Below are 26,221 nucleotides of genomic sequence, written 5' to 3' on the forward strand. Positions count from 1 at the left end.
TTCGAACGCAGACGCGGAGCGTCATGGGCGAGCGTTACCACGCGGAGCGTAGGAACGATCAGATCGCCGATTAGAAGTCTTTACACAGTCGCAGTGCGTCGTAGATGGCAGCGTGGGTATTACGCTGCGCCACGCAATCACCGATGCGGAACAGCAGGTAGCCATCACCCGCCTGACTCAACGACGGTTGCGGCTGGATCGCGAACAGGGCGTCGATGTCAATCTGGCCTTTGTTGCGCGAGCCTTCCTTCATGCCGTAATACAGCTCTTCGTCAGGACGCACGCCGTTCTCGATGACCACCTGATCGACCACACGCTCCTCTTTGGCGCCGGTGTATTCGTTCTCCAACACCGCCACCAGCTTGTCGCCTTCGCGGTAAACCTTCTCCAGCATCATGTCGCCGGTCATGATGATTTCTTTCGGGTACATGCTGCGGTAGTACGTCGGGAACGACGTACCGCCCATGGCCACACCCGGCTTGATGTCATCGGTGACGATCTCGACCAGGCTGCCCTTGTCGGCCATGAAGTCGGCGACCGACATCCCGGTGAATTCGCAGATGGTGTCGTAGACCAGCACGTTCTTGGCGGGTGCAACCTTGCCGTCAAGCACGTCCCAACTGCTGACGACCAAACCTTCCGCCGCGCCCCAGTGCTCGTTCTGCTCGATGAACGGATGACCGCCCACCGCCAGAATCACCACATCAGGACGCAGGTCCATGATGGTTGGAATGTCCGCCGCCGTGCCTAAACGCAGGTCGACCTTCAGACGTGCCAGCTCCAGTTGATACCAGCGAGTAATACCGGCGATCTGGTCGCGTTGTGGTGCTTTGGAAGCCGTGGTGATCTGGCCGCCAATGGCGTCTTTCTTCTCGAACAGGGTCACGTCGTGGCCACGTTCAGCCGACACACGTGCCGCTTCCATCCCCGCCGGGCCGGCACCGACGATCACCACTTTGCGTTTCACGCCGATGGTTTTCTCGATGATGTGCGGCAGGCCCATGTATTCACGGGAGGTCGCGGCGTTCTGGATGCACAGCACGTCCAGACCCTGGTACTGGCGGTCGATGCAATAGTTGGCACCGACGCACTGACGGATCTGGTCAACCTGGCCCATCTTGATCTTGGTGATCAGGTGCGGGTCAGCGATGTGCGCGCGGGTCATGCCGACCATGTCGACGTAACCGCCTTCCAGAATACGGGTTGCCTGGTTCGGGTCCTTGATGTTCTGCGCGTGCAGAACCGGCGCCTTGACCACTTCCTTGATACCGGCCGCCAAATGCAGGAACGGCTCCGGTGGATAACTCATGTTTGGAATCACGTTGGCCAGGGTGTTGTGCGTGTCGCAACCCGAGCCCACCACACCGATGAAGTCGATCATGCCGGTCTGGTCGTAGTACTTGGCGATCTCTTTCATGTCTTCATGGCTGAGACCGTCCGGGTGGAATTCGTCACCGCAAATACGCAGGCCAACACAGAAGTCAGGACCGACTTCTTTACGCACGGCCTTGATCACTTCCAGACCAAAACGCATGCGGTTTTCGAAGCTGCCGCCCCACTCGTCCGTACGCTTGTTGACCCGCGGACTCCAGAACTGGTCGATCATGTGCTGGTGCACAGCCGACAGCTCGACACCGTCCAAACCACCGGCTTTCGCGCGGGCAGCGGCGCTGGCGTAGTTGCCGATCACCCGCCAGATTTCTTCCGGTTCGATGGTTTTACAGGTCGCACGGTGCACCGGCTCACGGATGCCCGATGGCGACATCAGCGTCGGCCAATGGTCGCCGTCCCAACGAGAACGACGGCCCATGTGGGTAATCTGAATCATGATCTTGGCGCCGTGCTTGTGCATGGCGTCGGCCAGATTCTGGAAGTGCGGGATGATTTTGTCGGTCGCCAGGTTGACCGATTTCCACCAGCTTTGCGGGCTGTCGATGGCAACGGTGGAGGAGCCGCCGCAGATGGCCAGGCCGATACCGCCCTTGGCTTTCTCCTCGTAATACTTCACGTAACGGTCGGTGGTCATGCCACCGTCGGTGGCATAGACCTCGGCGTGTGCGGTACTGAGGACGCGGTTGCGGATTGTCAGTTTGCCGATCTGAATCGGCTGAAACATTGCTTCGAAAGCCATCTCACGGTCCTCGGCTTACAACGGTTTTACGACGAACAGACCATCTTCGTGGCCTTCTTCCGAACCGCCGTAAACCTGCTCGGCCACGGTGCGAACGGAACTGCCTTTGGCAGCGAGAATCTGGTCCATGGCACCGGCAAACCAGCCCGTGAACATGTAATCGACCTTGCGACCGACCTTGCCGTACACGTAAACGAAAGCAGAGTGCTCAAGCTTCACGCTGCAAGTGCCTTTATCCAGGTCGATTTCCTGAATCTTGAACAGGCCCCAACCACGCTGGGACAGACGGTTCATGTAATGCTCGAACACCGCGACGCCTTCAATGCCATGGCACTCGGCTTCTTTCTCACACCAGTGCCAGGCGGACTTGTAACCAGCCTTGTAGAGAATCTCGGCGTAGGCTTCAGCGCCCAGCACTTCCTCGATGCCCATGTGGTTGTTCACGAAGAAATGGCGCGGCACGTACAGCATCGGCAGGGCGTCGGTGGTCCAGACACCGGTCTCGCTGTCGACTTCGATGGGCAATTGCGGGGCGATCTTGGCCATGGAAACTTAACTCCAGAAAAATTTTGTTGGATGCCCCCTCCGCGGAAGGGAGAGGGAGAAATTCAGAGATCGAGCGGCTTATTCGCCCCAGACATCCGCTAATACACGAACCCAGTTCTCGCCCATGATCTTGCGCACAACGCGCTCCGAATGGCCGCGCTTGAGCAGGGTTTCGGTCAGGTTCGGGAACTCTCCGACGGTGCGAATGCCCAGCGGGTTGATGATCTTGCCGAAGTTGGTCAGGCGGCGTGCGTAACCCTTGTCGTGGGTCAGGTATTCGAAGAATTCCTGGCCATGACCCTGGGTGAAGTCGGTGCCGATACCGATGGCGTCTTCGCCGACGATGTTCATCACGTATTCGATGGCTTCGGCGTAATCGTCGATGGTCGAATCGATACCTTTGGCCAGGAACGGCGCGAACATGGTCACACCGACAAAACCGCCGTGGTCAGCGATGAACTTGAGTTCAGCGTCGGATTTGTTACGTGGGTGTTCTTTCAGACCCGAAGGCAGGCAGTGGGAGTAAGTCACTGGCTTCTTCGATTCGAGGATGACTTCTTCGGAGGTCTTGGAACCGACGTGGGACAGGTCGCACATGATGCCGACGCGGTTCATTTCAGCAACGATTTCACGACCGAAGCCCGACAGGCCGCCGTCGCGCTCGTAGCAGCCGGTGCCAACGAGGTTCTGGGTGTTGTAGCACATCTGCACGATGCCCACGCCCAATTGCTTGAAAATCTCGACATAGCTGATCTGATCTTCAAACGCATGGGCGTTCTGGAAGCCGAACAGGATGCCGGTTTTGCCCAACTCTTTGGCCTTGCGGATGTCAGCGGTGTTGCGCACCTGGAGCACCAGGTCGCTGTTTTCGCGGATCAGCTTCTGGCTGGCAGCGATGCTGTCGACGGTCTGCTTGAAGCCTTCCCATACCGAAACAGTGCAGTTGGCCATGGTCAGGCCACCTTTGCGCATGTCTTCGAACAGCTCACGGTTCCATTTGGCAATAATCAGACCGTCGATAACGATGCTGTCGGCGTGCAATTCGGCTGGGCTCATCAGGCTGTCCCCTTTAGGTTAATCACGCACCGAATCGTCTGTCGGCGCTTTGGGGCCAGCATATGCCTGCGGGTCGGATGAGCCGGATGTAAAAACGACAGGGGAATTGCCGAAAGCGTCAAGAAGCGACAAAGGGCGACCGCATGTGTCTGGGCCTTGCGTTTGTTCACTGTTCTTTGGCGCGCGCTTGGGCGAGAATTCCCCGCATCACCGAATCGGGAAACCCCAATGAAGACGATTTTTCTGGCTCTGGCTCTATTCGCGACAGGCGCGCACGCCGCGACCAACCCTGACGCCACGCCTTGCGACGGCGTGGATGAAGACAAACAGACCCTGGAATGCTCGGTGTACAGCCGCGACACCGCCGTCAAATTGCTGGATGAGAATTTCCAGAACCTGCTGGAGCGGGTGAACGTTCAGTTCGGCGCCAATAAAGCACAGGCAGATGAGTTCGCTGCCAAGCTGAAAACCGCCGAAGACGCCTGGAAGAAACTGCGCGACGCCGACTGCGCCGTGGAAGTCTTCCCCTCCAAACCGGGCACCAAGGAATTCAACATCGGCCAGAACGACTGCCTGGCGCGCATGAGCGACGAGCGTTCCGAGTATCTGGAAAGCATCGCGCAGTCTGAGTGATGCCACGTATCTGTGGAAGCCGGCTCCCACAAAGACCGCGCTGGAAACCAACCTCCTGTTAGACGCTGAACTTGTGGGAGCCGCCTTGGTGGCGAATGCAGTTGACCTGCCAACACAGTACCTCCCACACGCTCCCCGTCATCACCCAAGGTCAGCACATGAACATCTGCGGTGTAGAAATCAAAGGCAGCGAAGCCATTTTCGCTGTCGCCACTCGCGCATCCGGTGCGCCTGAACACCTGCCGCTGGCAACCAAGAAGATCGCACTGGAAGACGATGACGAAGCCGCCAACGTCAAAGCGTTCGCTCGTCAGATCGCGACCTTCATTCACGAAAACGCCATCACCCACCTCGCCATCAAGAAACGCAGCAAGAAAGGCGAATTCGCGGGCGGCCCGACCACCTTCAAGATCGAAACCGTGTTTCAGCTACTGGCCGAATGCGACGTGGTGCTGCTGTCACCCCAGACCATCAACGCCCAAATGAAGAAGCACAATTTCGAGCTGCCTGCGGCGCTGAACAAGTATCAGCATGAGGCCTATAAGGCGGCGTGTTCAGCCCTGATGAAAGGCGCGAAGTAGGTCTGCGCCCCCACTGAAATGTCTGTCCGGGCAAAAATCTACAAGAAATCGCCTGTTCCGCACTATTTTGCGTCTGCCCCGGCGATCTTCACCTCTCGTACTACACGCCCCCGATCCTCCCTCGGACACACCACATACCGTGCCTTATAACTGCGGGTGAAATACGACGGCGACTCAAAGCCACAGGCAATACTCACCTCCAACACGCTCATGTCGCTCTGGCGCAGTAACTGCCGGGCTTTCTCCAGACGCAGGCCGAGATAAAAATTGCTCGGCGTGTCGTTCAGGTGCAAGCGAAACAGCCGCTCCAATTGGCGGCGGGTCACCTGAATGCCTTCTGCCAGCTCTAACGTGCTCAACGGAGGCTCGGTGTGTTGCTCCATCACGCCAATCACCTGGACCAACTTCTTGTTGTTGATACCGTATCGGGTCGCGATCTGCATCCGCTGGTGGTCTTTGCGCTGGCGAATACGACCGAGCACGAACTGCTCAGACACCTTGATCGCCAGATCAGGGCCGTGAGCCTGACCAATCAGATCGAGCATCAGGTCAATGGACGCCGTCCCCCCCGCTGAACTGATACGACGCCGGTCGATTTCGAACAGCTCCTGCGTCGCCTGCAAGCCGGGGTAGGTTTCCTTGAACGCATCCAGCGCTTCCCAGTGCAGCGTCAGGCGATAGCCCTGCAACAAACCGGCCTCGGCCAGCACGAAACTGCCGGTGTCGATAGCCCCCAGCACTACCCCTTCCAGATCGAGCCTGCGCAGCCAGTGCGCCAGCGCCGAGGTGTAAGCGTTCAGCGGATCGACACTGCCCATCACACACAGCGTTGCGCCTTTCTTCAGCGGTTCCAGCGCCGCATCGGCGTTTACCGACATGCCATTACTGGCGATCACCGGCCCGCCGTCGATGCTCAGCACATGCCAGCGATACAACTCACCCCCAAACCGATTGGCCACCCGCAACGGCTCGATGGCCGAAACGAATCCCATCATGGAAAAGCCGGGCATGAGCAGAAAATAGAAATCCTGGGACATCGTTGGCGCGTTCCTTGGGGATGAACTGAGGCGGCTGTAGGAGCGCCAGATCGCGGGACAAGCCACGCTCCTACAGCGGGAGGGTCTGAACATGAGATACGCCTGTTCAGACAACGAGGCAACAACACAGGTCGCTACCGTGCAAGAGCTTGTCGCCGCTGTGCGTTTTGAGCGGCCTTGGGCTGCGTAGTTTTGCAGCTCAAAAGCGGGTGGCAAAAACCCGTCTCTCACACGCCCTGGCCTGCAAGGAACCTCGCTCATGAATCACGACGTCATCATCACCTGCGCACTCACCGGTGCTGGCGACACGACCGGGAAAAGCCATTTGGTCCCGATCACCCCAAAACAGATCGCTGCCGCAGCCGTTGAGGCCGCCAAGGCGGGCGCGACCGTCGTGCATTGCCATGTGCGCGATCCGCAAACCGGCAAGTTCAGCCGTGACGTCGAGCTGTACCGCGAAACCATGGACCGCATTCGTGAGGCCGACATCGACATCATCGTCAACCTGACCGCAGGCATGGGCGGCGATCTGGAAATCGGCCCGGGCGAGCGTCCGACCGATTTTGGCCCGGCGACCGATCTGGTCGGCCCACTGGCGCGCCTGGCCCACGTCGAGGCGCTGCTGCCGGAAATCTGCACACTGGACTGCGGCACCCTGAACTTCGGCGACGGCGACACCATTTACGTGTCCACTCCGGCGCAACTGCGCGCAGGCGCCAAGCGCATTCAAGAGCTGGGCGTGAAGGCCGAGCTGGAAATCTTCGATACCGGCCACCTGTGGTTCGCCAAGCAGATGATGAAAGAGGGCTTGCTGGATAACCCGCTGTTCCAGCTGTGTCTGGGCATTCCGTGGGGCGCGCCCGCGGACACCACCACCATGAAAGCCATGGTCGACAACCTGCCTGCGGACGTGGTCTGGGCCGGCTTCGGGATCGGACGCATGCAAATGCCGATGGCCGCGCAAGCGGTGCTGCTGGGCGGCAACGTACGAGTCGGTCTGGAAGACAACATCTGGCTGGATAAAGGCGTACTGGCGAGCAACGGCGCGCTGGTCGAACGCGCCACCGAGATCATCAGCCGCATGGGCGCAAGGGTCATGACCCCGGCTGAGGGCCGCGTGAAGATGGGCCTTAAACGCCGCGGTTGATCAAACCATACATCTCCCCTGTGACCTTTATCTTGAGTGCACGACATGACCTTCATCACCGAAATCAAAACCTTCGCAGCCCTGGGCAGCGGTGTCATCGGCAGTGGCTGGGTAGCCCGCGCGTTGGCCCATGGCTTGGACGTCGTGGCCTGGGACCCGGCGCCGGGCGCCGAAGCCGCTTTGCGCAAACGCGTCGCTAATGCCTGGCCTGCCCTTGAGAAAAAAGGCCTGACGGCAGGCGCTTCGCAGGATCGTCTGCGCTTCGTAGCGACCATTGAGGAGTGCGTGCGCGACGCCGATTTCATTCAGGAAAGCGCCCCCGAGCGTCTGGACCTGAAACTGGACCTGCACAGCAAGATCAGCGCCGCCGCCAAACCGAATGCAATCATCGGCTCCAGCACCTCGGGCCTGCTGCCGTCAGAGTTCTACGAGAGCGCGACGCACCCCGAGCGCTGCGTGGTCGGTCACCCGTTCAACCCGGTTTATCTGCTGCCATTGGTCGAGGTCGTTGGCGGCAAGAACACGGCGCCGGAAGCGGTAGAGGCCGCGATCAGCATCTATGAATCGTTGGGCATGCGTCCGCTGCACGTGCGCAAGGAAGTCCCCGGTTTCATCGCCGACCGCCTGCTCGAAGCGCTGTGGCGTGAAGCGCTGCATCTGGTCAACGACGGCGTGGCGACGACTGGCGAAATCGACGACGCCATTCGTTTCGGCGCGGGCTTGCGCTGGTCGTTCATGGGCACGTTCCTGACCTACACCCTGGCCGGTGGCGACGCAGGCATGCGCCACTTCATGTCTCAATTCGGTCCTGCGTTGCAGTTGCCATGGACCTACCTGCCAGCGCCTGAACTCACCGACAAGCTGATCGACGATGTGGTGGACGGCACCAGTGATCAACTGGGCAGCCACAGTATTTCGGCACTGGAGCGCTATCGCGATGACGCGTTGCTCGCGGTGCTGGAGGCGGTGAAGAAGACCAAGGAAAAGCATGGGATGGCGTTCGAAGACTAACCCCCCGATGATCGTTCCCACGCTCCGCGTGGGAACGATCAGACACTACGACTACGGACCCCCTCCCATGCCCGCACTCACCACCTACACAACCCCCATCCTCGCCGATTGGGTCGACTACAACGGCCATCTTCGCGACGCGTTTTATCTGTTGATCTTCAGCTACGCCACCGACGCGTTCATGGACCGCATCGGTCTGGCCAGCGATGACCGGGATGCCAGCGGCAATTCGCTGTTCACACTGGAAGCCCACATCAACTACCTGCACGAGGTGAAACTCGGCGAGGAAGTGCAAGTGCGCACGCAGATCGTGGCCCACGACCGCAAGCGGGTGCAGCTCTATCACAGCCTGTACAAAGCGGGTGGAGATGAAGAACTGGCCGCCAGCGATCAGATGCTGCTGCACGTGGACTTGGCTGCTGGACCAAAATCGGCGCCGTTCAGCGAGCAGTCCCTTGAGGCAATGCGCCTGCTGACCGAAGCGCAGCATGATCAACCCGCCCCTGCGTATATCGGCCGCACCATTGGACTGCGCGTCTGAGACACTTTAGTGGGAGCCGGCTTGCTGGCGAAAGCGACGCATCAGAAACGAATAGGTTGCCTGACATACCGCATTCGCCACCAAGGCGGCTCCCACAAAAGTCAGCATTTCAGGCACAAAAAAGCCCGCATCGCTGCGGGCTTTTTCTTGTCAGAACCTGATCAATGAATAATCAGTTGACCTTGGCGTTCAGCTCGCCTTTGGCGTAACGCTCGAACATTTTCTCCAGGGAGATCGGTTTGATCTTCGAGGCGTTGCCAGCGGTGCCGAAGGCTTCGTAACGAGCGATGCAGACGTCGCGCATGGCCGATACGGTTTTCGCCAGGTATTTACGTGGGTCGAATTCGGCCGGGTTCTTGGCCATGAATTCACGGATGGCGCCAGTCGATGCCAGACGCAGGTCGGTGTCGATGTTGACCTTACGTACGCCGTGCTTGATGCCTTCAACGATTTCTTCGACCGGTACACCGTAGGTTTCTTTGATGTCGCCACCGAACTCGTTGATGATTTTCAGCCATTCCTGAGGAACGGACGACGAACCGTGCATCACCAGGTGGGTGTTCGGAATGCGTTTGTGGATCTCTTTGATGCGCTCGATCGCCAGGATGTCGCCGGTCGGCGGCTTGGTGAACTTGTACGCGCCGTGGCTGGTGCCGATGGCGATGGCCAAGGCGTCCACGTTGGTTTTCTTCACGAAGTCAGCGGCTTCTTCCGGGTCGGTCAGCATCTGGCTATGGTCCAGTTGACCTTCGGCGCCTACGCCGTCTTCTTCACCGGCCATGCCGGTTTCCAGCGAGCCCAGAACACCCAGCTCACCTTCAACGGAAACACCGCACGCGTGCGCCATGGCGACAACGCGCTGAGTCACGTCAACGTTGTACTCGTAAGTGGTCGGGGTTTTGCCGTCGACGCCAAGCGAGCCATCCATCATCACCGAGCTGAAGCCCAGTTGCATGGAGCGCTGGCAGATATCAGGGCTGGTGCCGTGGTCCTGGTGCATGACCACCGGGATGTGCGGGAATTCTTCGATAGCGGCCAGGATCAAGTGGCGCAGGAACGGGGCGCCCGCGTATTTACGCGCACCGGCCGAAGCCTGAACGATCACCGGGGAATCGGTCTTGTCGGCCGCTTCCATAATGGCGCGCATCTGTTCCAGGTTGTTCACGTTGAATGCAGGAACGCCGTAGCCGAATTCGGCGGCGTGGTCCAACATCTGGCGCATGCTGATAAGTGCCATTGTCTGTCTCTCTCCCGGTAGGGTCGTTAGTCGCGTGTGCCTGCCGTAGCGGCGGCTATTCAAATTATAGGGGCGCACTGCAATGGCGCCCGGTGTCGCATCGGTTGGATCACGTAACGCCTTACGGCGCCTTGCAGCCTCGACCGATCAAATCGTTGGTAGCGTCCCAGTAAACCAGTCCTTCGCTGCCTTTGTTGTCAAAGGCCAGTACGCCATTGCTATACAGCGCGCCGGAAGCTCCGGGCGCGGCTTGCAGACGGAATACCTGCTCGCTCTGATTCAGACGAACATCGACCTCTTTCTTCGCGGCATCAGCGTAACGCCAGTAAACCTCAGCCTTGCTGTCGCAGACCCAATGGGTCCAGGGAGCAACCGGTTCAGAAGCCTTCATGCTGGCACAACCGCCCAGCAGCATCAGTGTCGCAAGGGCAATCAAGCCTTTCATTACCACTCCTGGAACCCCTGCGAAACATGGCCTTCACCAATGCTTCGATCGCCAGGGGCAGTTCTGTTTCTGATGTTCCTGCTCGCTATCAGTTCAGATTCAGCGACAGGCTACCGGCCCGACCGCAGGCATGAACTCGTACTTTTCCCAGACTTCAGGACCGCCGCGTTTGTATACGATCGGTACGGTTTCAGCCTGCCAGCCTGCCTGATAGCAGCTGACCTGAAGCTTGTCCGGCGCGGTGTCGAGCGCCGTCTGAGCCTCGGGCTTGCTCGCGCAACCGACCAGCAAACCCGCCATGATGAACAGCGGCAATGGCTTGATCATGTCACTCCCCTTCACCTCGGCCTGAATCTCAAGCCTTGGCGCGTTGTTCCAGAACTTCCACGGCAGGCAAGACTTTGCCCTCGACAAATTCGAGGAACGCGCCGCCGCCTGTGGAGATGTAGGAGATTTTCTCGCCCACACCGTATTTGTCGATTGCTGCCAGCGTATCGCCACCGCCCGCGATAGAGAACGCCGGGCTTTCCGCGATGGCCTGAGCCAGCACTTTGGTACCGTTGCCGAACTGGTCGAACTCGAACACGCCAACCGGACCGTTCCACAGAATAGTCTTGGAAGATTTCAACAAATCGGCGAAATGTGCGGCAGTTTTCGGGCCAATGTCGAGAATCATGTCGTCGTCGGCCACATCAGCGATGTTTTTGACGGTGGCTTCGGCGTCCGCCGCGAACGCTTTGGCGACTACCACGTCAACCGGCAATGGCACGCTGACCTTGGCCGCGATGGCTTTGGCGGTGTCCAGCAGGTCCGGCTCGTACAGGGACTTGCCCACCTTGTGACCGGCAGCAGCCAGGAAGGTGTTGGCGATGCCGCCGCCGACGATCAGTTGATCGCAAATGGTGCTCAGGCTGTTCAGCACGTCCAGTTTGGTCGAGACCTTGGAACCGGCGACGATGGCCGCCATCGGCTTGGCCGGGTTACCCAACGCCTTGCCCAGTGCGTCCAGCTCGGCCGCCAGCAGCGGGCCAGCGGCAGCCACTTTGGCGAATTTGGCCACGCCGTGGGTCGAGCCTTCAGCGCGGTGAGCGGTGCCGAAGGCGTCCATCACGAATACATCGCACAGGGCCGCGTACTTCTGCGCCAACTCGTCGGCGTTTTTCTTCTCGCCCTTGTTGAAGCGCACGTTTTCGAACAGGACGATATCGCCCGCCTTCACGTCCACGCCGCCTAGGTAGTCCGCCACCAGCGGCACATCGCGACCCAGCGCCTTGCTCAGGTACGCAGCAACAGGCTTGAGGCTGTTTTCGGCAGAAAATTCACCTTCGGTCGGACGACCCAGGTGCGAGCAGACCATGACGGCAGCGCCCTTTTCCAGCGCCAGTTTGATGGTCGGCAGCGAAGCAAGGATGCGTGCGTCGCTGGTGACGACACCGTCCTTGACCGGGACGTTGAGGTCTTCGCGGATCAGCACGCGCTTACCTTGCAGGTCGAGGTCGGTCATCTTCAACACGGTCATGAGGCGTTCCTGTTTATTACTGTTGTTTATGGATACTGCGCAGATAGTGATCAGCGACATCCAGCATTCGGTTGGCAAAACCCCATTCGTTGTCGAACCAGGCCAGCACGTTGACCAGCCGAGGGCCGGAAACCCGTGTCTGGCTGGCGTCGATGATGGCCGAATGAGGGTCATGGTTGAAATCACAACTGGCATGCGGCAATTCGGTGTACGCCAGCAGGCCTTTGAGCGGGCCGCTGGTCGCCGCCTCGCGCAGAATTCGGTTGATCTCGACCGCGTCGGTGTCACGCCCTACCTGCATGGTGATGTCCAGGCAAGAGACGTTGACCGTCGGCACACGAACTGCTTTGGCCTGAATTCGGCCTGCAAGTTCCGGAAGCAGCCGCTCGATGCCACGCGCCAGACCGGTGGACACCGGAATGATCGACTGAAACGCCGAGCGCGTGCGACGCAGATCTTCGTGATGATAGGCGTCAATCACCGGTTGGTCGTTCATCGCCGAGTGAATCGTGGTGATGGTGACGTATTCCAGGCCCAACTCGCGGTTCAGCAAGTCCAGCAACGGCACGCTGCAGTTGGTGGTGCAGGACGCAGCGGAGACCAGCCGCTCGTCGCCGGTCAGGGTCTGCTGGTTGATGCCATAGACGATCGTGGCGTCGACATCCGCCTCGCTGGCCATTGGCTGGGAAAACAGCACCCGAGGCGCGCGGGCAGAAAGGAAACGTTCGCCATCGGCGCGGGTGTGATAGACACCCGAGCACTCCAGCACCAGATCGACGTCCAGCTCGTTCCAGTCGATGCCTTCCGGCGTCGCGCTGCGGAACACTTTGATGACGTGATCGTTGATGTGCAGAAAATCGCCTTCGACCCGCACTTCGCCGGGGAACCGGCCATGGGTGGAGTCAAAGCGCGTGAGGTATTCGAGACTGGCCATGTCAGCCAGATCGTTGATCGCCACCACCTCGAAACCCGCCTTCGCACCCCGCTCGCACAGCGCGCGCAGGACGCAGCGACCGATACGACCGTAACCGTTGAGGGCGACTTTGAAAGGATGTGGTTGAGGCATGAGGGTTCTCGCAAATGCGGGCGTTGCATATATCCCTGTAGGAACGTGACTTGTCCCACGATCTGCCGGGAACCGGCAGCAAACCCGTTGAACGCGTTGTGTCAGGCACATCGACGCCGTCAGGTTTCACTGCCGCTGCGCAGCAGATCGCGGGCAAGCCACGTCCTACAAGGGGAGCGCACCTTCTTAGTCTTCCAGCAGCTCTTCAGCGGTGCTGATGACGTTTTCCAGCGTGAAGCCAAACTCTTCGAACAGCGCCGCCGCAGGAGCGGACTCACCGAAGGTGGTCATGCCGATCACGCGACCTTCCAGACCGACGTACTTGTACCAGTAGTCAGCGTGAGCGGCTTCGATGGCGATACGGGCGCTGACTTCCAGCGGCAGAACGGACTGCTTGTACAGCGCGTCCTGGCTTTCGAAGACGCTGGTGCATGGCATCGAAACAACACGCACGTTCTTGCCGTCAGCGGTCAGCTTGTCGAATGCCTGAACGGCCAAGCCGATTTCCGAACCGGTCGCGATCAGGATCAGGTCCGGCTCGCCGTTGCAGTCGCGCAGTACATAACCACCCCGGTTGATGTTCTCCAGTTGCTGCGCATCACGAGCCTGATGCGGCAGGTTCTGGCGGGAGAAGATCAGCGCCGACGGACCGTCGTTACGCTCGATGGCGTGTTTCCAGGCTACGGCCGACTCCACGGCATCGGCTGGGCGCCAGGTGTCCAGGTTCGGCGTGGTGCGCAGGCTGGTCAGTTGCTCGATAGGCTGGTGCGTCGGACCGTCTTCGCCCAGACCGATGGAGTCGTGGGTGAACACATAGATCGCGCGCTGTTTCATCAGCGAGGACATGCGCACCGCGTTGCGGGCATATTCCATGAAGATCAGGAAAGTCGCGCCGTACGGAACGAAACCGCCGTGCAGGGCGATGCCGTTCATGATGGCGCCCATGCCGAATTCGCGCACACCGTAGTGCAGATAGTTGCCGCTGGCGTCTTCGCCAGTGATGGACTTGCAACCTTTCCAGATGGTCAGGTTGGAACCGGCCAGGTCAGCCGAACCGCCCAGGAACTCAGGCAGCAGCGGGCCGAGGGCGCTCAGGGCATTCTGACTGGCCTTACGGCTGGCGATGGTTTCGCCCTTGGCGTTGACTTCCGCGACGTAAGCGGCGGATTTCTCGGCGAAGTCGGCTGGCAGCTCGCCGCTCATGCGACGGATCAGCTCGTTAGCCAACTCAGGGAAAGCAGCGGAGTAGGCCGCGAAACGCTGGTCCCACTCGGCTTCGGTCGCCAGACCTTTTTCCTTGGCGCTCCACTCTTTGTAGATGTCAGCCGGGATTTCGAACGGACCGTGGGTCCATTTCAGCGCAGCACGGGTCAGGGCGATTTCGTCGTTGCCCAGTGGCGCGCCGTGGCACTCTTCCTTGCCCTGCTTGTTCGGCGAACCGAAACCGATGGTGGTCTTGCAGCAGATCAGGGTCGGCTTGTCGCTCTTGCGAGCGGTGTCGATGGCGGTCTTGATCTCATCGGCGTCATGGCCGTCGACGTTGCGGATCACCAGCCAGCCGTAGGACTCGAAGCGCTTCGGCGTGTCGTCGGTGAACCAGCCTTCGACTTCGCCGTCGATGGAGATGCCGTTGTCGTCGTAGAAAGCGATCAGCTTGTTCAGGCGCAGAGTACCGGCCAGCGAAGCGACTTCGTGGGAAATGCCTTCCATCATGCAGCCATCACCCATGAACACGTAGGTGTGGTGGTCGACGATGTTGTGGCCCGGGCGGTTGAACTGTGCAGCCAGTGTCTTCTCGGCGACAGCGAAACCTACAGCGTTGGCGAAACCCTGACCCAATGGGCCGGTGGTGGTTTCAACACCTGGGGTGTAGCCATATTCCGGGTGACCCGGCGTGCGGCTGTGCAGTTGACGGAAGTTCTTCAGGTCATCGATGGACAGGTCGTAGCCGGTCAGGTGCAGCAGCGAGTAAATCAGCATCGAGCCGTGGCCGTTGGACAGGATGAACCGGTCACGGTCGGCGAACAGCGGGTTGGCCGGGTTGTGTTTCAGGTAGTCGCGCCAAAGGACTTCAGCGATATCCGCCATGCCCATTGGGGCACCTGGGTGGCCGCTGTTGGCCTTTTGCACGGCATCCATGCTGAGTGCACGAATGGCATTGGCACGCTCACGACGGCTTGGCATCGCTGATCTCCTGGGGCAGAAAGAAGTGGGATCTGAAAAAGGCGGCCATTTTCCCTCAGGCACTGCTTCGGGGCAATGACAGATCAAGGCTCAGACACGATTTTCCGCAGTTGTGCAGGATATTTCTCCAGCATTGCGTCGGATTTGCCCTTAAGTGACGTAATCGCCGCGACGGCAAATCACCACCCATCGAGCAATATCAAAACTTTTTGATATTGCCCTTGCGACACACGCAGTCGATCACTAGACTGCCAGCCTTATGAATCTCAGTGCGCCCACTTTCAGCCATGACCAAAGCGATGAACTGGCAGCCTTGTGCAAAGCCGGTGGCGATCCGTTGCGGCTGAACGTTTTGCGCGCACTCTCCAACGACTCGTTCGGCGTACTGGAACTGGCGCAGATATTTGCCATGGGCCAGTCGGGCATGAGTCACCATTTAAAGGTGCTGGCCCAGGCCGATCTGGTGGCAACCCGTCGCGAAGGCAATGCGATCTTCTATCGCCGCGCCCTGCCCCACATCGATCAGTTCGGCGGCAAATTGCACGCGGCCCTGCTGGAAGAAGCCGACAACCTGACACTGCCCGAAGACGTACAGGCCCGTATCGGCCTGGTTCACCGTCAGCGCGCCAATGCCAGTCAGGACTTCTTCGCACGCACCGCCGAAAAATTTCGGGCTCAGCAGGACCTGATCGCAGGACTGGCCCAATACCGCGACAGCCTGCTGTCGCTGCTGGACAAACTGAGCTTCGATGCCGACGCCACGGCGGTGGAAGTCGGTCCCGGCGATGGCGGTTTTCTGCCTGACCTGGCGCAACGCTTTCGGCATGTCACGGGGCTGGACAACAGCCCGGCGATGCTTGAACTGGCGCGTACGCTCTGTGAGCAGAAGGCACTGAACAACGTCGAGCTGAAACTGGCCGACGCCCTGTCCAGCGCTAACGTTTCGGGCGACTGCGTCGTTTTGAACATGGTGCTTCATCACTTTGCAGCGCCTGCCGATGCATTGAAACAACTGGCCAACCTGCTGCAACCCGGCGGTAGCCTGCTGGTGACAGAGTTGTGCAGCCACGACCAGAGCTGGGCCAAAGAAGCCTGCGGCGACCTCTGGTTAGGGTTCGAACAAGAAGATCTGGCCCGTTGGGCCCTCGCGGCGGGGTTGGTCCCCGGAGAAAGTCTGTACATCGGTTTACGCAATGGTTTCCAGATTCAGGTCCGCCACTTTCAGCGACCGACTGGCGACACTCACCATCGGTAACACTCAGGAAAATTGTCGAGATGAGCGAATACTCCCTTTTCACCTCCGAGTCCGTGTCCGAAGGGCATCCGGATAAAATCGCCGACCAGATCTCCGATGCGGTGCTGGACGCCATCATTGCTCAGGACAAACACGCGCGCGTCGCCGTGGAAACCCTGGTCAAGACTGGCGTGGCCATCGTGGCGGGCGAAGTCACCACCAGTGCGTGGGTTGATCTGGAGCAGATCGTTCGCGACGTGATCAGCAACATTGGCTACACCAGCTCCGATGTCGGTTTCGACGGCGCGACCTGCGGCGTAATGAACATCATCGGCAAGCAATCCCCTGACATCAACCAGGGCGTTGACCGTGCCAAGCCAGAGGATCAAGGCGCGGGCGACCAAGGCCTGATGTTCGGCTACGCCAGCAACGAAACCGCAGCGCTGATGCCTGCGCCGATCGCCTTCTCGCACCAACTGGTCCAGCGCCAAGCCGAAGCGCGTAAATCGGGCCTGCTGCCATGGCTGCGTCCGGACGCCAAATCCCAGGTCACCTGCCGCTATGAAAACGGCATCGTGGTCGGCATCGACGCGGTGGTTCTGTCGACTCAGCACAACCCGGAAGTGTCCTACGCCGACCTGCGCGAAGGCGTGATGGAACTGATCGTCAAGAACGTGCTACCAGCCAACCTGCTGCACAAAGACACCCAGTTCCACATCAACCCGACGGGCCAGTTCATCATTGGCGGCCCGGTGGGCGACTGCGGCCTGACCGGTCGCAAGATCATCGTCGACAGCTACGGCGGCATGGCTCGCCACGGTGGCGGCGCCTTCTCCGGCAAGGACCCATCCAAGGTTGACCGTTCGGCAGCGTACGCTGGCCGTTACGTGGCCAAGAACATTGTCGCTGCTGGCCTGGCCGAGCGTTGCGAGATTCAGGTCTCCTACGCCATCGGTGTTGCCCAACCGACCTCGATCTCGCTGAACACCTTCGGCACCGGCAAGATCAGCGATGACAAGATCATCAAACTGGTCCGCGAGCACTTCGACCTGCGTCCATACGCAATCACCAAAATGCTCGACCTGCTGCACCCGATGTACCAGGAAACCGCAGCCTACGGCCACTTCGGTCGCACGCCGCAAACCAAGACCGTGGGCGAAGATACCTTCACCACGTTCACTTGGGAAAAAACCGACCGCGCCGACGCCCTGCGCGCTGCTGCCGGTCTGTAATACGCCCTAGCGGCACCGAGTAAAGAAAAGCCCCTGACGATGTGAGTCGTCAGGGGCTTTTCATGCGTATATCGCAACGCCCTCCGTTTTAGCAGTAACAATGAGCAGCCTTTGTAAGGACACATCCCCGCACAAAACGAACCCGACCTGTATTTATTACACCCTGAACCACCCAGAAAAGCCTGGTAACGGATGACCGCTGAATCATCCCGCACGAAACCCTAGCCTTGACGCTTCCTGTTCTCAGCAAGGATGCACCGATGCTGCCCTTCTCCCGCTCAGTCCTCTGCGTTGCTATCGCCTTCTTCTCCACCCTCACAACCGCTAAAACCTGCCCTCAATGGCCTCCCGCCAAGGCCCAAAGCGAGATGCGCGGCCTACAAGAGCAGATCGCTCATTGGGACGACAGTTACCACCGGCAGGGCATTTCCCTGGTCGCGGATGAGTTGTACGACCAATCGGTGCGACGCTTGTCGCTCTTGCGCGAATGTTTCGCCGAAATTGGCTCCCCCGAGCCTGACCCGCTCAAGACGGCGAGGGGTAAGCACAGTCACCCGGTACCGCATACCGGGGTGAATAAGTTGCTGGACGAAAGCGCCGTACAGGCTTGGCTCAGGGGCAAAAGCGACCTGTGGATTCAACCGAAAGTCGATGGTGTCGCAGTGACGCTGGTGTATGAAAACGGAGAGTTCGTGAAGGCGATCAGCCGTGGAGATGGGAACAAAGGACAAGACTGGACAACACATGCGCGAAAGATCGATGCAATCCCCCGCACATTAAAAGAGAAGGCGCCCATGGTGCTGCAAGGCGAGTTGTATTGGCGCTTGCCCCGCCATGTGCAAGCCCGGGCGGGCAGTCTCAAGGCTCGCAGCAAGGTGGCCGGTTTGCTGGCACGAACGGACATCACCGAAGCCGAGGGCGCGCAGATTGGGCTGTTTGTCTGGGACTGGCCACAAGGCCCTGCCGACATGCGTGAGCGGCTGGACAGTTTGCGAGCATTGGGTTTTGAAGACAGCCTCAACTTGAGCGAACCCTTCGAGAGCTTCGTGCAGGCGAAGAAATGGCGCGAGCACTGGTACAAAAGCGCCCTGCCATTCGCGACCGATGGCGTCATCTTACGTCAGGGAAATCGCCCAACGGTCGATCGCTGGCGGGCCAAAGCACCCTACTGGATCGCCGCATGGAAATATCCGTTCGCTCAGGCTTTGGGAGCGGTGCGCAAGGTGGAGTTCAACATCGGGCGCAGCGGCAAGGTCACGCCTGTGCTGGATATCGAGCCGGTGCAGCTGGACGACCGCACGATCAGCCGGATCAGCGTGGGTTCTTTGAAACGCTGGAAAATGCTGGATATCCGGCCCGGCGATCAGGTAGCGATCAGCCTGGCGGGGCTGACCATTCCGCGTCTGGACGGCGTGGTGACGCGCAGTGTCGAACGGGTGCCCCTGAACGTGCCGGATACCGCCAAGTATCACGCCTTAAGTTGCTGGGAGCCGATTGAAGGCTGCGAGGGCCAGTTTCGTGAGCGCTTGAAGTGGCTCAGTGGCAAGAAAGGACTGGCAATGAGCGGTGTCGGTCCAGGGACGTGGGACAAGCTGATCGAGGGCGGGGAACTCAGTGGTTTACTGGACTGGATGCGCCTTGATGGTGCACAGATCGCTAACATTCCCGGCCTCGGCGAGCGAAGCAGCGCTAAACTGCTGAAGAGTTTTCAGGATGCCCGCGAACAATCGTTCGAAGTTTGGCTCAAAGCCATCGGTTTGCCGCCCACAGCGGGTGTGAACCTGGGTGATTCATGGGCCGTTTTGTCAGCGCGCAGTGTTGACCAATGGCGCGTTGAACCTGGAATTGGCCCGGGTCGTGCGAAGCAATTGGTAGCATTTTTTCAAGACCCGCAGGTGCAAGCGTTGGCGATGCAGTTGCGGGAATACGGTATTCACGGTTTTTAGTCATTTTTTCGCCCGGCCGGTGGTTTGCTGCCCGTCCGGGCCTGCGTTTTCAAGGAGCACTCATGAATTTTCTGTCCCCCCTGATGGTGTTCGCCGCCTGCGGGATTCTGGCGACCCCACTGTTCGCCGCTGAACCACTGTGCGAAGCCAAGCGCGCCGATATCCAGACCCAGATTGACCAGGCCAAAGCGGCCGGCAACGGTGAGCAACAGGCCGGACTGGAAAAGGCCCTTGCTGAAAATACCGACCACTGCACTGATGCCGGTTTGATCAAGGCCCAAGAGAAGAAAGTGCTGGAGGCCAAGCAGGAAGTCGGCAAGCGCCAGGCAGATCTGGACAAGGCGATGAAGAAAGGTGATGCGGACAAGATCAACAAGCGCAAGGACAAGCTGGCTGAGTCGCGCAAGGAGTTGCAAGACGAGCAGCAGAAGCTGGAAGAGATTCAGCCGGATGAAGACGACGAATGAGGCCAAACCCCTCCGCTGATACGCCTTCTGGCATGAGATAGATTTTGTGGGAGCCGGCTTGCTGGCGAATGCGGTGTATCAGCAGCAGATGATGGAGCTGACACAACGTTTTCGCCAGCAAGCCGGCTCCCACACGCTTATCCGCGGCTGCTTTCAGTGATCGCGAAACTCCTTGTGGCACACATCGCAGGCATCTTCGACGTTGTTCATCGGCGGGATCATGTTGGCGGGGTTCAGCTCAAGGGTTTTGGTCGCAATAACCAACTCCCCGGTCCGGGCCTCCAGCGCTCGGGCCAATTCCTGAAAACGCGCCTGTCGCTGCCAGACGGCGTCCTTGGCGCTGGTGTGCTCCGACTCTTTCACTGCGGGAAAATGCTTCCACGGTTCGTGAGACAACGCATCGAGCTTGACCGCACCCTCGGCGAATTTCGGCCCGTCGAATGGCAATCGACCGCGCAACATGCCGCCGGTGTCTTCGCTGGTCTTGAGCATCTGCTTGAAAATCGCCTTGCGCTGGCCGAGCGGCGAGTTTGGATCAACACCGCCGCAGGCACTCAACCCCACTGCGGCCATCAACAGCAGACTGATCAACCGAATGTTTTTCATGGCAACGCGCTTCGACTTCATGGCGGCTCATGGCTGAAAAAATGGCCGCCAGTATCTGCGCGCGCCATTGAAAACCCAAGTGAAGGATAGCTATCCCGTCAGACCGAGATGCCGAACAACGCAACGACCAGCGCCAGGCCAATGAACCACACCAGTGAGCGAAGGGCCGCAAGGTCGGTCAGGTAGAAAATGATATAGAGCAAGCGCGTGGTGACGAACAACACGGCCAACACATCGATGGTCACCAACTGCGCAACGCCCGCGATGTGGGCAATGATTACGCCCGCAGCGAAACCGGGAATGGCTTCAAAGCTGTTTTGCTGGGCAGCATGAGCTCGACGGGGCAGACCTTCTAGACGCTCAAGGAAATCCCGAGGGTTGTGGTTGTCGCGCAGGGCAAACCTGCCGCTGCCGAACTTGGCAATCGACGTGCATACGAGCGGCAGCAGAATCACGATCAACACGCACCAGAAGGCAACGGTCATTTGAATCTTCCTTTTTAAATATGAGCGTCTTTAAAACCTGAGCTTCATCAGAAGCATTCCGAGTAATACCAACCCACAGGCTAAGAGCCGTGGCCGACCGAAAGGTTCTTTCAGGTAGCGCATACCGAACAGCACCACCAGCACGACGCTGACCTCACGCAAGGCCGCCGCTTCTGCCACCGACCCCAGCTGCATCGCCCACAACACCAAGGCATAGCTCAATAACACGCAAAATCCTACGCTCAAGCCCAGTTTCCACTGCTCCCGCCAGAACAGGGTGAATGCGGGACGCTTGCTGACCATCGCCAACAGCGGAAAAGGCCACGCACTGATGAGCGTCAACCACACCATGTAATCCAGCGGCGCAATGCCGCGCTTGAGTGCCTGCCCGTCAATAAAGGTGTAGCAGCCGATGCACAGCCCGATCATTGCCACCACCGGTAGCATCGACCACGGCAACCGGTCTCCGCCGCCGCCCTGCCACAGCAGGCAGATCATGCCGCAGGGAATCAGCAAGATGCCGAGAATCTGCTGGGTCGTCAGGTGTTCCCCGGCGAAGATCAGCGTCAGGGCCAGCACCACCAGCGGTGAAAGTCCGCGCATCAACGGATAGACCAAACCCAGATCGCCCACCCGATAGGCCTTGATCAGCAGCACGCGATAAAGCAATTCGAACAATGCCGACGCCACCAACCATGGCCAGATATGCAAAGGAGGTGGCGAAACGAACCCCAGCGCCAATACCGCCAGCGCAAACGCGACGACGTCCATGCTGGCGATCACTAACACACGTTCGCCGCTGAATTTGATGAGGGTGTTCCAGGTGGCATGCAGCACCGCTGCGATCAGAACCAACGTTGTCGCGAGCACTTGCTCTCCTTATCCGCCCGAACGCAGGGCCGAGCGATTTTTTCTTCTTGTCGGGCAGGCATCGATTCGCCCTCACACCCCGTGGCGGTTGAGGATAAAGGATTCCCAAGGCAGGAACACGCGATGCAGGGGTGTGAATTTCGATGTTTTTCACTGCTGCGACCGCCCCGACGTTTGGCTAAGATGCCAGCCATCACAGCCGACACCGGCTGTACCGCAATGCCCCAGGAGCCTCAATGTCCAGCGAAGAAGACACCACCGTCAGTGGTGCAGCGCCCATGATTCCCGATCAGCGCCGTGAGCTGATGCTGCGTCAGTTACGCAAACACCAGGTGCTCAGCGTGCACCAGTTGATGGAAATGTTCGATTGCTCGCACATGACGATCCGCCGCGACATCGCATTGCTCGAACAGAGCGGCCGCGCGTATTCAGTGACGGGCGGCGTGCGCATCGCAAGCCAGGTGCACAGCGAGCCGAGCCATCAATCGAAAGCTGTCGTCGAACTGCCGCACAAGCAGGCCATGGCGCGTCTGGCTGCCGGACTGCTGCACCCGGAGATGACGGTCTATCTGGACGCGGGCACCAGCACGCTGGAGCTGGTGCCGCACATCGCCGCACTGGCTGGCATGACGGTGGTGACCAACGACTTTGGCGTGGTCAATGCGCTGGCCGATGCCACCCATGTGAACGTGATTCATACGGGCGGGCTGCTGGATCACCCGAACCGTTCCTGCGTAGGCGGGCTGGCGGCGGCGACCTTGCGCCATCTGGCGACCGACGTGGCGTTCATGTCCACCAGTTCGTGGGATTTGCAGCGCGGCACGACAACGCCTTCGGCGCTGAAAGTGGAGGTCAAGCAGGCAGCCATGCAGGCGGCGTCACGCAGCGTGCTGCTGACCACCAGTTCCAAATACGGCACGTTCGGCATGTACAAGGTGGCGAGTCTTGAGCAGTTCGACGCGATCATCAGTGACGACGGATTGGCCCAGGCGGCGGCTGACAGCATTCGTGCTCAGGGAGTTGAGTTGATGTTGGCGTCGGTCGACAAGCGCTGAATCCATGCCGTGAGATGGCCCTTGTGGGAGCCGGCTTGCTGGCGAATGCGTGAGATCAATCACAGATGAGTGGACTGACACACCGCCTTGGCCAGCAAGCCGGCTCCCACAGGTTCTGCGTCAAACAATAGGCCCAGTAAAACGCGACCTTTGCACCCTGAAAGCCCCGGCTCTAAACCGGGGCTTTTTTGTGTCTGATCAAAAAACGATCAATGTTAACTTTTGTTAAATTGAAAAACTGCTTCACATTATCCGCTCACAGGTTCACTATCTTTAACAGATCAGAACAAACACCGTTCGAGTGCTGGCTAAACTTCGGCGCTCAACCCGAGGAGAGACACATGAATAACAAGAACGTCGGCGTAATTGGACTGGGTGCCATGGGTCTTGGCATCGCACGCTCCCTGTTGCGCAGCGGATTCAACGTTCATGCCTGCGACGTACGTGCAGCGGTCACCGAACAATTCGCCAGCGAGGGCGGTGTTGCTTGTGCAACCCCGGCCGCCATGGCTGCCGCTTGCGACGTGATCATCACCGTCGTCGTCAATGCCGAGCAAACCGAAACCGTCCTGTTTGGCGAAAACGGCGCTGTCGCCGCGCTCAAGCCGGGCAGGCTGATCATCGGTTGCGCCACCGTCGCCCCTACTTTCGCCATTGAGCTGGGCCAGCGCCTGACCGAAAAAGGTCTGCTGTACCTCGATGCGCCAATCTCTGGCGGCGCTGCTAAAGCCGCAGCCGGTCAGATGACCATGATGACCTCCGGCCCTGCCGACGTTTACGCCAAAGCTGACGCTGTCCTGAATGGCATGGCGGGCAAGGTTTATCGTCTGGGAGACGCTCATGGCCTGGGCTCGAAAGTCAAAATCATCAACCAGTTGCTGGCGGGCGTGCACATTGCTGCGAGCGCCGAAGCCATGGCGCTGGGTCTGCGTGAAGGCGTTGACGCTGACGCACTGTACGAAGTGATCACCAACAGCGCCGGTAACTCGTGGATGTTCGAAAACCGCGTGCCGCACATCCTCAAGGCTGACTACACGCCTCTGTCGGCTGTGGACATCTTCGTCAAGGATTTGGGGCTGGTACTGGATACCGCCCGCGCCAGCAAATTCCCGCTGCCGCTGTCGTCCACCGCGCACCAAATGTTCATGCAGGCGTCGACCGCAGGCTTTGGCCGTGAAGACGACTCCGCCGTGATCAAAATCTTCCCGGGCATCACCCTGCCGGGCGCCAAAGCCGCCAACGACTGAGGAATCGCAGATGAGCACCACGACTCCGCGCCCTCTGCTGGGCTGCATTGCCGACGACTTCACCGGCGCCACTGACCTGGCCAACATGCTGGTACGCGGCGGTATGCGCACCGTGCAAAGCATTGGTATCCCGAGCGCTGACAGCTTGTCGGAGCTGGACGCCGACGCCATCGTCATCGCCCTGAAATCCCGCACCACGCCGACTGCCGAAGCGGTCGAGGAATCGCTGCAAGCCCTGCAATGGCTGCGTGATCGTGGCTGCGAGCAGATCTTCTTCAAATATTGCTCCACCTTCGATTCGACCGCCAAAGGCAACATCGGCCAGGTCAGCGAAGCGCTGCTGGAAGCACTGGGCAGCGACTTCACCCTCGCCTGCCCAGCGTTCCCGGAAAACGGCCGGACCATTTTCCGTGGTCACCTGTTCGTGCAGGACCAACTGCTCAACGAATGCGGCATGCAAAACCACCCGCTGACGCCGATGACCGACGCCAACCTGGTGCGCGTGCTGCAATCGCAGACCGAAAAGAAAGTCGGCCTGCTGCGTTACGACAGCATCGCCAAAGGCGCGGAAGGCGTGCGTGCGCGCATCGCCGAGCTGCGTGCCGATGGCGTGACCATGGCCATTGCTGACGCGTTGTCTGACGCTGATCTGTATGTGCTGGGCGAAGCCTGCGCTGATCTGCCGCTGCTGACCGGCGGTTCGGGTCTGGCACTAGGCCTGCCGGGCAACTTCCGCAAAGCGGGCAAACTGCGCAACATCGACGCCGCTCAGCTTGAGCCGGTCAACGGCGGCGAAGTGGTCCTGGCCGGTAGCGCTTCGGTCGCCACCAACGGTCAGGTCGCAGCGTGGCTGGAAGCCAAGCGCCCCGCCCTGCGCATTGACCCGCTGGCATTGGCCGACGGTAAGCCAGTGGTTGAAGACGCATTGGCCTTTGCTCGCGATGCCGGCCAGACCGTCCTGATCTACGCCACCAGCAGCCCGGATCAAGTCAAAGCCGTGCAGCAAAAGCTGGGTGTCGAGCGCGCAGGCGCGATGGTCGAGGAAGCCTTGGGCAAGATCGCCAAAGGTCTGCTGGAGTCGGGCGTGAAGCGCTTCGTTGTCGCAGGCGGTGAAACCTCAGGAGCCGTCGTTCAGGCGCTGGGCGTGAGCCTGCTGAAAATCGGCGCGCAGATCGATCCTGGCGTTCCGGCGACCATCAGCAGCGGCGAGCAGCCTTTGGCACTGGCGCTGAAATCCGGCAACTTCGGTGGCCGCGATTTCTTTGACAAGGCCCTGAAGCAGCTTGCAGGCGGTGCGAAATGAGCGCCGAAAACAAACTGCGTGAAGAGATTTGCGACATCGGCCGCCTGCTGTTCGGACGCGGCTACACCGTAGGCAGCGCTGGCAACATCAGCGCGCGCCTTGATGATGGCTGGCTGATCACCCCGACCGACGCGTGCCTGGGTCGTCTCGATCCGGCGGCCATCGCCAAGGTCAATCTGGCTGGCGAATGGGTTTCCGGCGACAAACCGTCCAAAACCCTGATGCTGCACCGCGAAGTCTACGACCGTAATCCGGGCGTCGGCGGCGTGGTGCACACCCACTCCACGCATTTGGTGGCGCTGACCCTCGCAGGCGTTTGGCGACCGGACGACATTCTGCCGCCCATCACCCCGTATCAAGTGATGAAAGTCGGTCACATCCCGCTGATCTCGTACGAGCGCCCTGGCTCGCCGAAAGTCGCCGAACAGGTGGCGAAACTGGCGAACAGCGTGCGTGGCGTGATGCTTGAGCGGCTGGGGCCGGTGGTCTGGGAAAGCTCTGTGGCCAAGGCGGCCTACGCCCTGGAAGAGCTGGAAGAGACTGCGCGTCTGTGGCTGATGAGCAATCCCAAACCCGAGCCGCTGGACGCAGCAGCACTGGACGATCTGCGTCAGGCCTTCGGCGTGACCTGGTAACGCCTTA

At 59.7% G+C, this 26,221-nt stretch carries 26 protein-coding genes; 13 read left to right on the top strand and 13 right to left on the bottom strand.

The annotated features are described in order from the left end of the window. Positions 1–70 precede the first annotated feature (70 nt). The 3 genes from dgcA to ACI2KB_RS18545 all read right to left on the bottom strand — a co-directional run bounded on the left by dgcA (position 71) and on the right by ACI2KB_RS18545 (position 3,733). Positions 71–2,131, bottom strand: a complete 2,061-nt coding sequence (gene dgcA, locus ACI2KB_RS18535; RefSeq protein ID WP_404636647.1) for a dimethylglycine demethylation protein DgcA — start codon at positions 2,129–2,131, stop codon at positions 71–73. A gap of 15 nt (positions 2,132–2,146) precedes the next feature. Next, positions 2,147–2,677 (bottom strand): DUF5943 domain-containing protein, encoded by a 531-nt coding sequence (locus tag ACI2KB_RS18540; protein ID WP_404636648.1) that lies wholly within the window; start codon positions 2,675–2,677, stop codon positions 2,147–2,149. A gap of 78 nt (positions 2,678–2,755) precedes the next feature. Further along, positions 2,756–3,733, bottom strand: a complete 978-nt coding sequence (locus ACI2KB_RS18545; RefSeq protein WP_404636649.1) for a dipeptidase — start codon at positions 3,731–3,733, stop codon at positions 2,756–2,758. 228 nt (positions 3,734–3,961) lie between these two features. On the opposite strand from ACI2KB_RS18545, the gene ACI2KB_RS18550 reads away from it, so the two are divergent. Further along, positions 3,962–4,366, top strand: a complete 405-nt coding sequence (locus ACI2KB_RS18550) for a lysozyme inhibitor LprI family protein (RefSeq protein WP_404636650.1) — start codon at positions 3,962–3,964, stop codon at positions 4,364–4,366. 158 nt (positions 4,367–4,524) lie between these two features. Continuing rightward, entirely contained in the window at positions 4,525–4,947 is a 423-nt protein-coding gene (locus ACI2KB_RS18555) for a DUF3010 family protein (protein WP_404636651.1), read from the top strand. A 62-nt stretch (positions 4,948–5,009) separates the two neighbouring features. Here the strand turns inward: ACI2KB_RS18555 and ACI2KB_RS18560 are convergent, their stop codons facing one another. Beyond that, positions 5,010–5,984, bottom strand: a complete 975-nt coding sequence (locus tag ACI2KB_RS18560; protein WP_404636652.1) for a GlxA family transcriptional regulator — start codon at positions 5,982–5,984, stop codon at positions 5,010–5,012. A gap of 259 nt (positions 5,985–6,243) precedes the next feature. On the opposite strand from ACI2KB_RS18560, the gene ACI2KB_RS18565 reads away from it, so the two are divergent. The 3 genes from ACI2KB_RS18565 to ACI2KB_RS18575 all read left to right on the top strand — a co-directional run bounded on the left by ACI2KB_RS18565 (position 6,244) and on the right by ACI2KB_RS18575 (position 8,683). After that, on the top strand, positions 6,244–7,131 hold the full coding sequence (locus ACI2KB_RS18565) for a 3-keto-5-aminohexanoate cleavage protein (RefSeq protein ID WP_404636653.1): 888 nt from the start codon (positions 6,244–6,246) through the stop codon (positions 7,129–7,131). A 45-nt stretch (positions 7,132–7,176) separates the two neighbouring features. Next, entirely contained in the window at positions 7,177–8,142 is a 966-nt protein-coding gene (locus ACI2KB_RS18570) for an L-carnitine dehydrogenase (RefSeq protein ID WP_404636654.1), read from the top strand. Between the two features lie 67 nt (positions 8,143–8,209). After that, complete coding sequence (locus ACI2KB_RS18575) at positions 8,210–8,683, top strand: thioesterase family protein (protein WP_404636655.1); 474 nt, start codon at positions 8,210–8,212, stop codon at positions 8,681–8,683. Positions 8,684–8,855: 172 nt separating this feature from the next. Here the strand turns inward: ACI2KB_RS18575 and fba are convergent, their stop codons facing one another. The 6 genes from fba to tkt all read right to left on the bottom strand — a co-directional run bounded on the left by fba (position 8,856) and on the right by tkt (position 15,134). Then, positions 8,856–9,920: a class II fructose-bisphosphate aldolase gene (gene fba / locus ACI2KB_RS18580; protein WP_404636656.1), complete on the bottom strand. Its 1,065-nt coding sequence runs from the start codon at positions 9,918–9,920 to the stop codon at positions 8,856–8,858. Between the two features lie 121 nt (positions 9,921–10,041). Then, positions 10,042–10,365, bottom strand: coding sequence for an MliC family protein (locus ACI2KB_RS18585; protein WP_404636657.1), 324 nt, complete (start codon positions 10,363–10,365; stop codon positions 10,042–10,044). A 99-nt stretch (positions 10,366–10,464) separates the two neighbouring features. Next, positions 10,465–10,692 carry a hypothetical protein gene (locus tag ACI2KB_RS18590; RefSeq protein WP_404636658.1) on the bottom strand — a complete coding sequence of 76 codons (228 nt, stop codon included), beginning with the start codon at positions 10,690–10,692 and terminating at the stop codon, positions 10,465–10,467. A gap of 28 nt (positions 10,693–10,720) precedes the next feature. Further along, the gene (locus tag ACI2KB_RS18595; RefSeq protein WP_404636659.1) at positions 10,721–11,884 is read right to left on the bottom strand and encodes a phosphoglycerate kinase; all 1,164 of its coding nucleotides are present in this window, start codon (positions 11,882–11,884) and stop codon (positions 10,721–10,723) included. Between the two features lie 16 nt (positions 11,885–11,900). Continuing rightward, positions 11,901–12,950, bottom strand: coding sequence for an erythrose-4-phosphate dehydrogenase (epd, locus tag ACI2KB_RS18600; protein WP_404636660.1), 1,050 nt, complete (start codon positions 12,948–12,950; stop codon positions 11,901–11,903). 186 nt (positions 12,951–13,136) lie between these two features. Continuing rightward, on the bottom strand, positions 13,137–15,134 hold the full coding sequence (gene tkt / locus ACI2KB_RS18605) for a transketolase (RefSeq protein WP_404636661.1): 1,998 nt from the start codon (positions 15,132–15,134) through the stop codon (positions 13,137–13,139). 259 nt (positions 15,135–15,393) lie between these two features. Between tkt and ACI2KB_RS18610 the strand changes: the two genes are divergently transcribed. The 4 genes from ACI2KB_RS18610 (at position 15,394) to ACI2KB_RS18625 (ending at position 20,013) form a co-directional block, all read left to right on the top strand. Then, positions 15,394–16,389 (top strand): ArsR/SmtB family transcription factor, encoded by a 996-nt coding sequence (locus ACI2KB_RS18610; protein WP_404636662.1) that lies wholly within the window; start codon positions 15,394–15,396, stop codon positions 16,387–16,389. A gap of 20 nt (positions 16,390–16,409) precedes the next feature. Further along, positions 16,410–17,600, top strand: coding sequence for a methionine adenosyltransferase (metK, locus tag ACI2KB_RS18615; protein WP_404636663.1), 1,191 nt, complete (start codon positions 16,410–16,412; stop codon positions 17,598–17,600). A 260-nt stretch (positions 17,601–17,860) separates the two neighbouring features. Then, on the top strand, positions 17,861–19,546 hold the full coding sequence (ligB, locus tag ACI2KB_RS18620) for an NAD-dependent DNA ligase LigB (protein WP_404636664.1): 1,686 nt from the start codon (positions 17,861–17,863) through the stop codon (positions 19,544–19,546). Between the two features lie 62 nt (positions 19,547–19,608). After that, a complete protein-coding gene (locus tag ACI2KB_RS18625; protein WP_404636665.1) occupies positions 19,609–20,013 on the top strand; it encodes a DUF1090 domain-containing protein in 405 nt (134 codons plus the stop codon). A 153-nt stretch (positions 20,014–20,166) separates the two neighbouring features. Here ACI2KB_RS18625 and ACI2KB_RS18630 read toward each other — a convergent pair whose 3' ends face one another. The 3 genes from ACI2KB_RS18630 to ACI2KB_RS18640 form a co-directional block, all read right to left on the bottom strand. Next, a complete protein-coding gene (locus tag ACI2KB_RS18630; RefSeq protein ID WP_404637013.1) occupies positions 20,167–20,619 on the bottom strand; it encodes a c-type cytochrome in 453 nt (150 codons plus the stop codon). A 98-nt stretch (positions 20,620–20,717) separates the two neighbouring features. Further along, entirely contained in the window at positions 20,718–21,104 is a 387-nt protein-coding gene (locus ACI2KB_RS18635; RefSeq protein ID WP_404636666.1) for an MAPEG family protein, read from the bottom strand. A 30-nt stretch (positions 21,105–21,134) separates the two neighbouring features. After that, positions 21,135–21,974, bottom strand: a complete 840-nt coding sequence (locus ACI2KB_RS18640; RefSeq protein ID WP_404636667.1) for an EamA family transporter — start codon at positions 21,972–21,974, stop codon at positions 21,135–21,137. A gap of 236 nt (positions 21,975–22,210) precedes the next feature. On the opposite strand from ACI2KB_RS18640, the gene ACI2KB_RS18645 reads away from it, so the two are divergent. The 4 genes from ACI2KB_RS18645 (at position 22,211) to ACI2KB_RS18660 (ending at position 26,214) form a co-directional block, all read left to right on the top strand. Beyond that, a complete protein-coding gene (locus ACI2KB_RS18645; RefSeq protein ID WP_404636668.1) occupies positions 22,211–23,029 on the top strand; it encodes a DeoR/GlpR family DNA-binding transcription regulator in 819 nt (272 codons plus the stop codon). A 212-nt stretch (positions 23,030–23,241) separates the two neighbouring features. Continuing rightward, positions 23,242–24,276 (top strand): L-threonate dehydrogenase, encoded by a 1,035-nt coding sequence (gene ltnD / locus ACI2KB_RS18650; RefSeq protein ID WP_404636669.1) that lies wholly within the window; start codon positions 23,242–23,244, stop codon positions 24,274–24,276. 10 nt (positions 24,277–24,286) lie between these two features. Next, complete coding sequence (otnK, locus tag ACI2KB_RS18655) at positions 24,287–25,579, top strand: 3-oxo-tetronate kinase (protein WP_404636670.1); 1,293 nt, start codon at positions 24,287–24,289, stop codon at positions 25,577–25,579. Beyond that, a complete protein-coding gene (locus ACI2KB_RS18660; protein ID WP_404636671.1) occupies positions 25,576–26,214 on the top strand; it encodes an aldolase in 639 nt (212 codons plus the stop codon). The genes otnK and ACI2KB_RS18660 overlap by 4 nt, the downstream gene beginning before the upstream one ends. The last annotated feature ends 7 nt before the right edge of the window (positions 26,215–26,221 follow it).

The sequence above is a fragment of the Pseudomonas sp. NPDC088444 genome (assembly GCF_044900175.1).
Lineage (GTDB): Bacteria > Pseudomonadota > Gammaproteobacteria > Pseudomonadales > Pseudomonadaceae > Aquipseudomonas.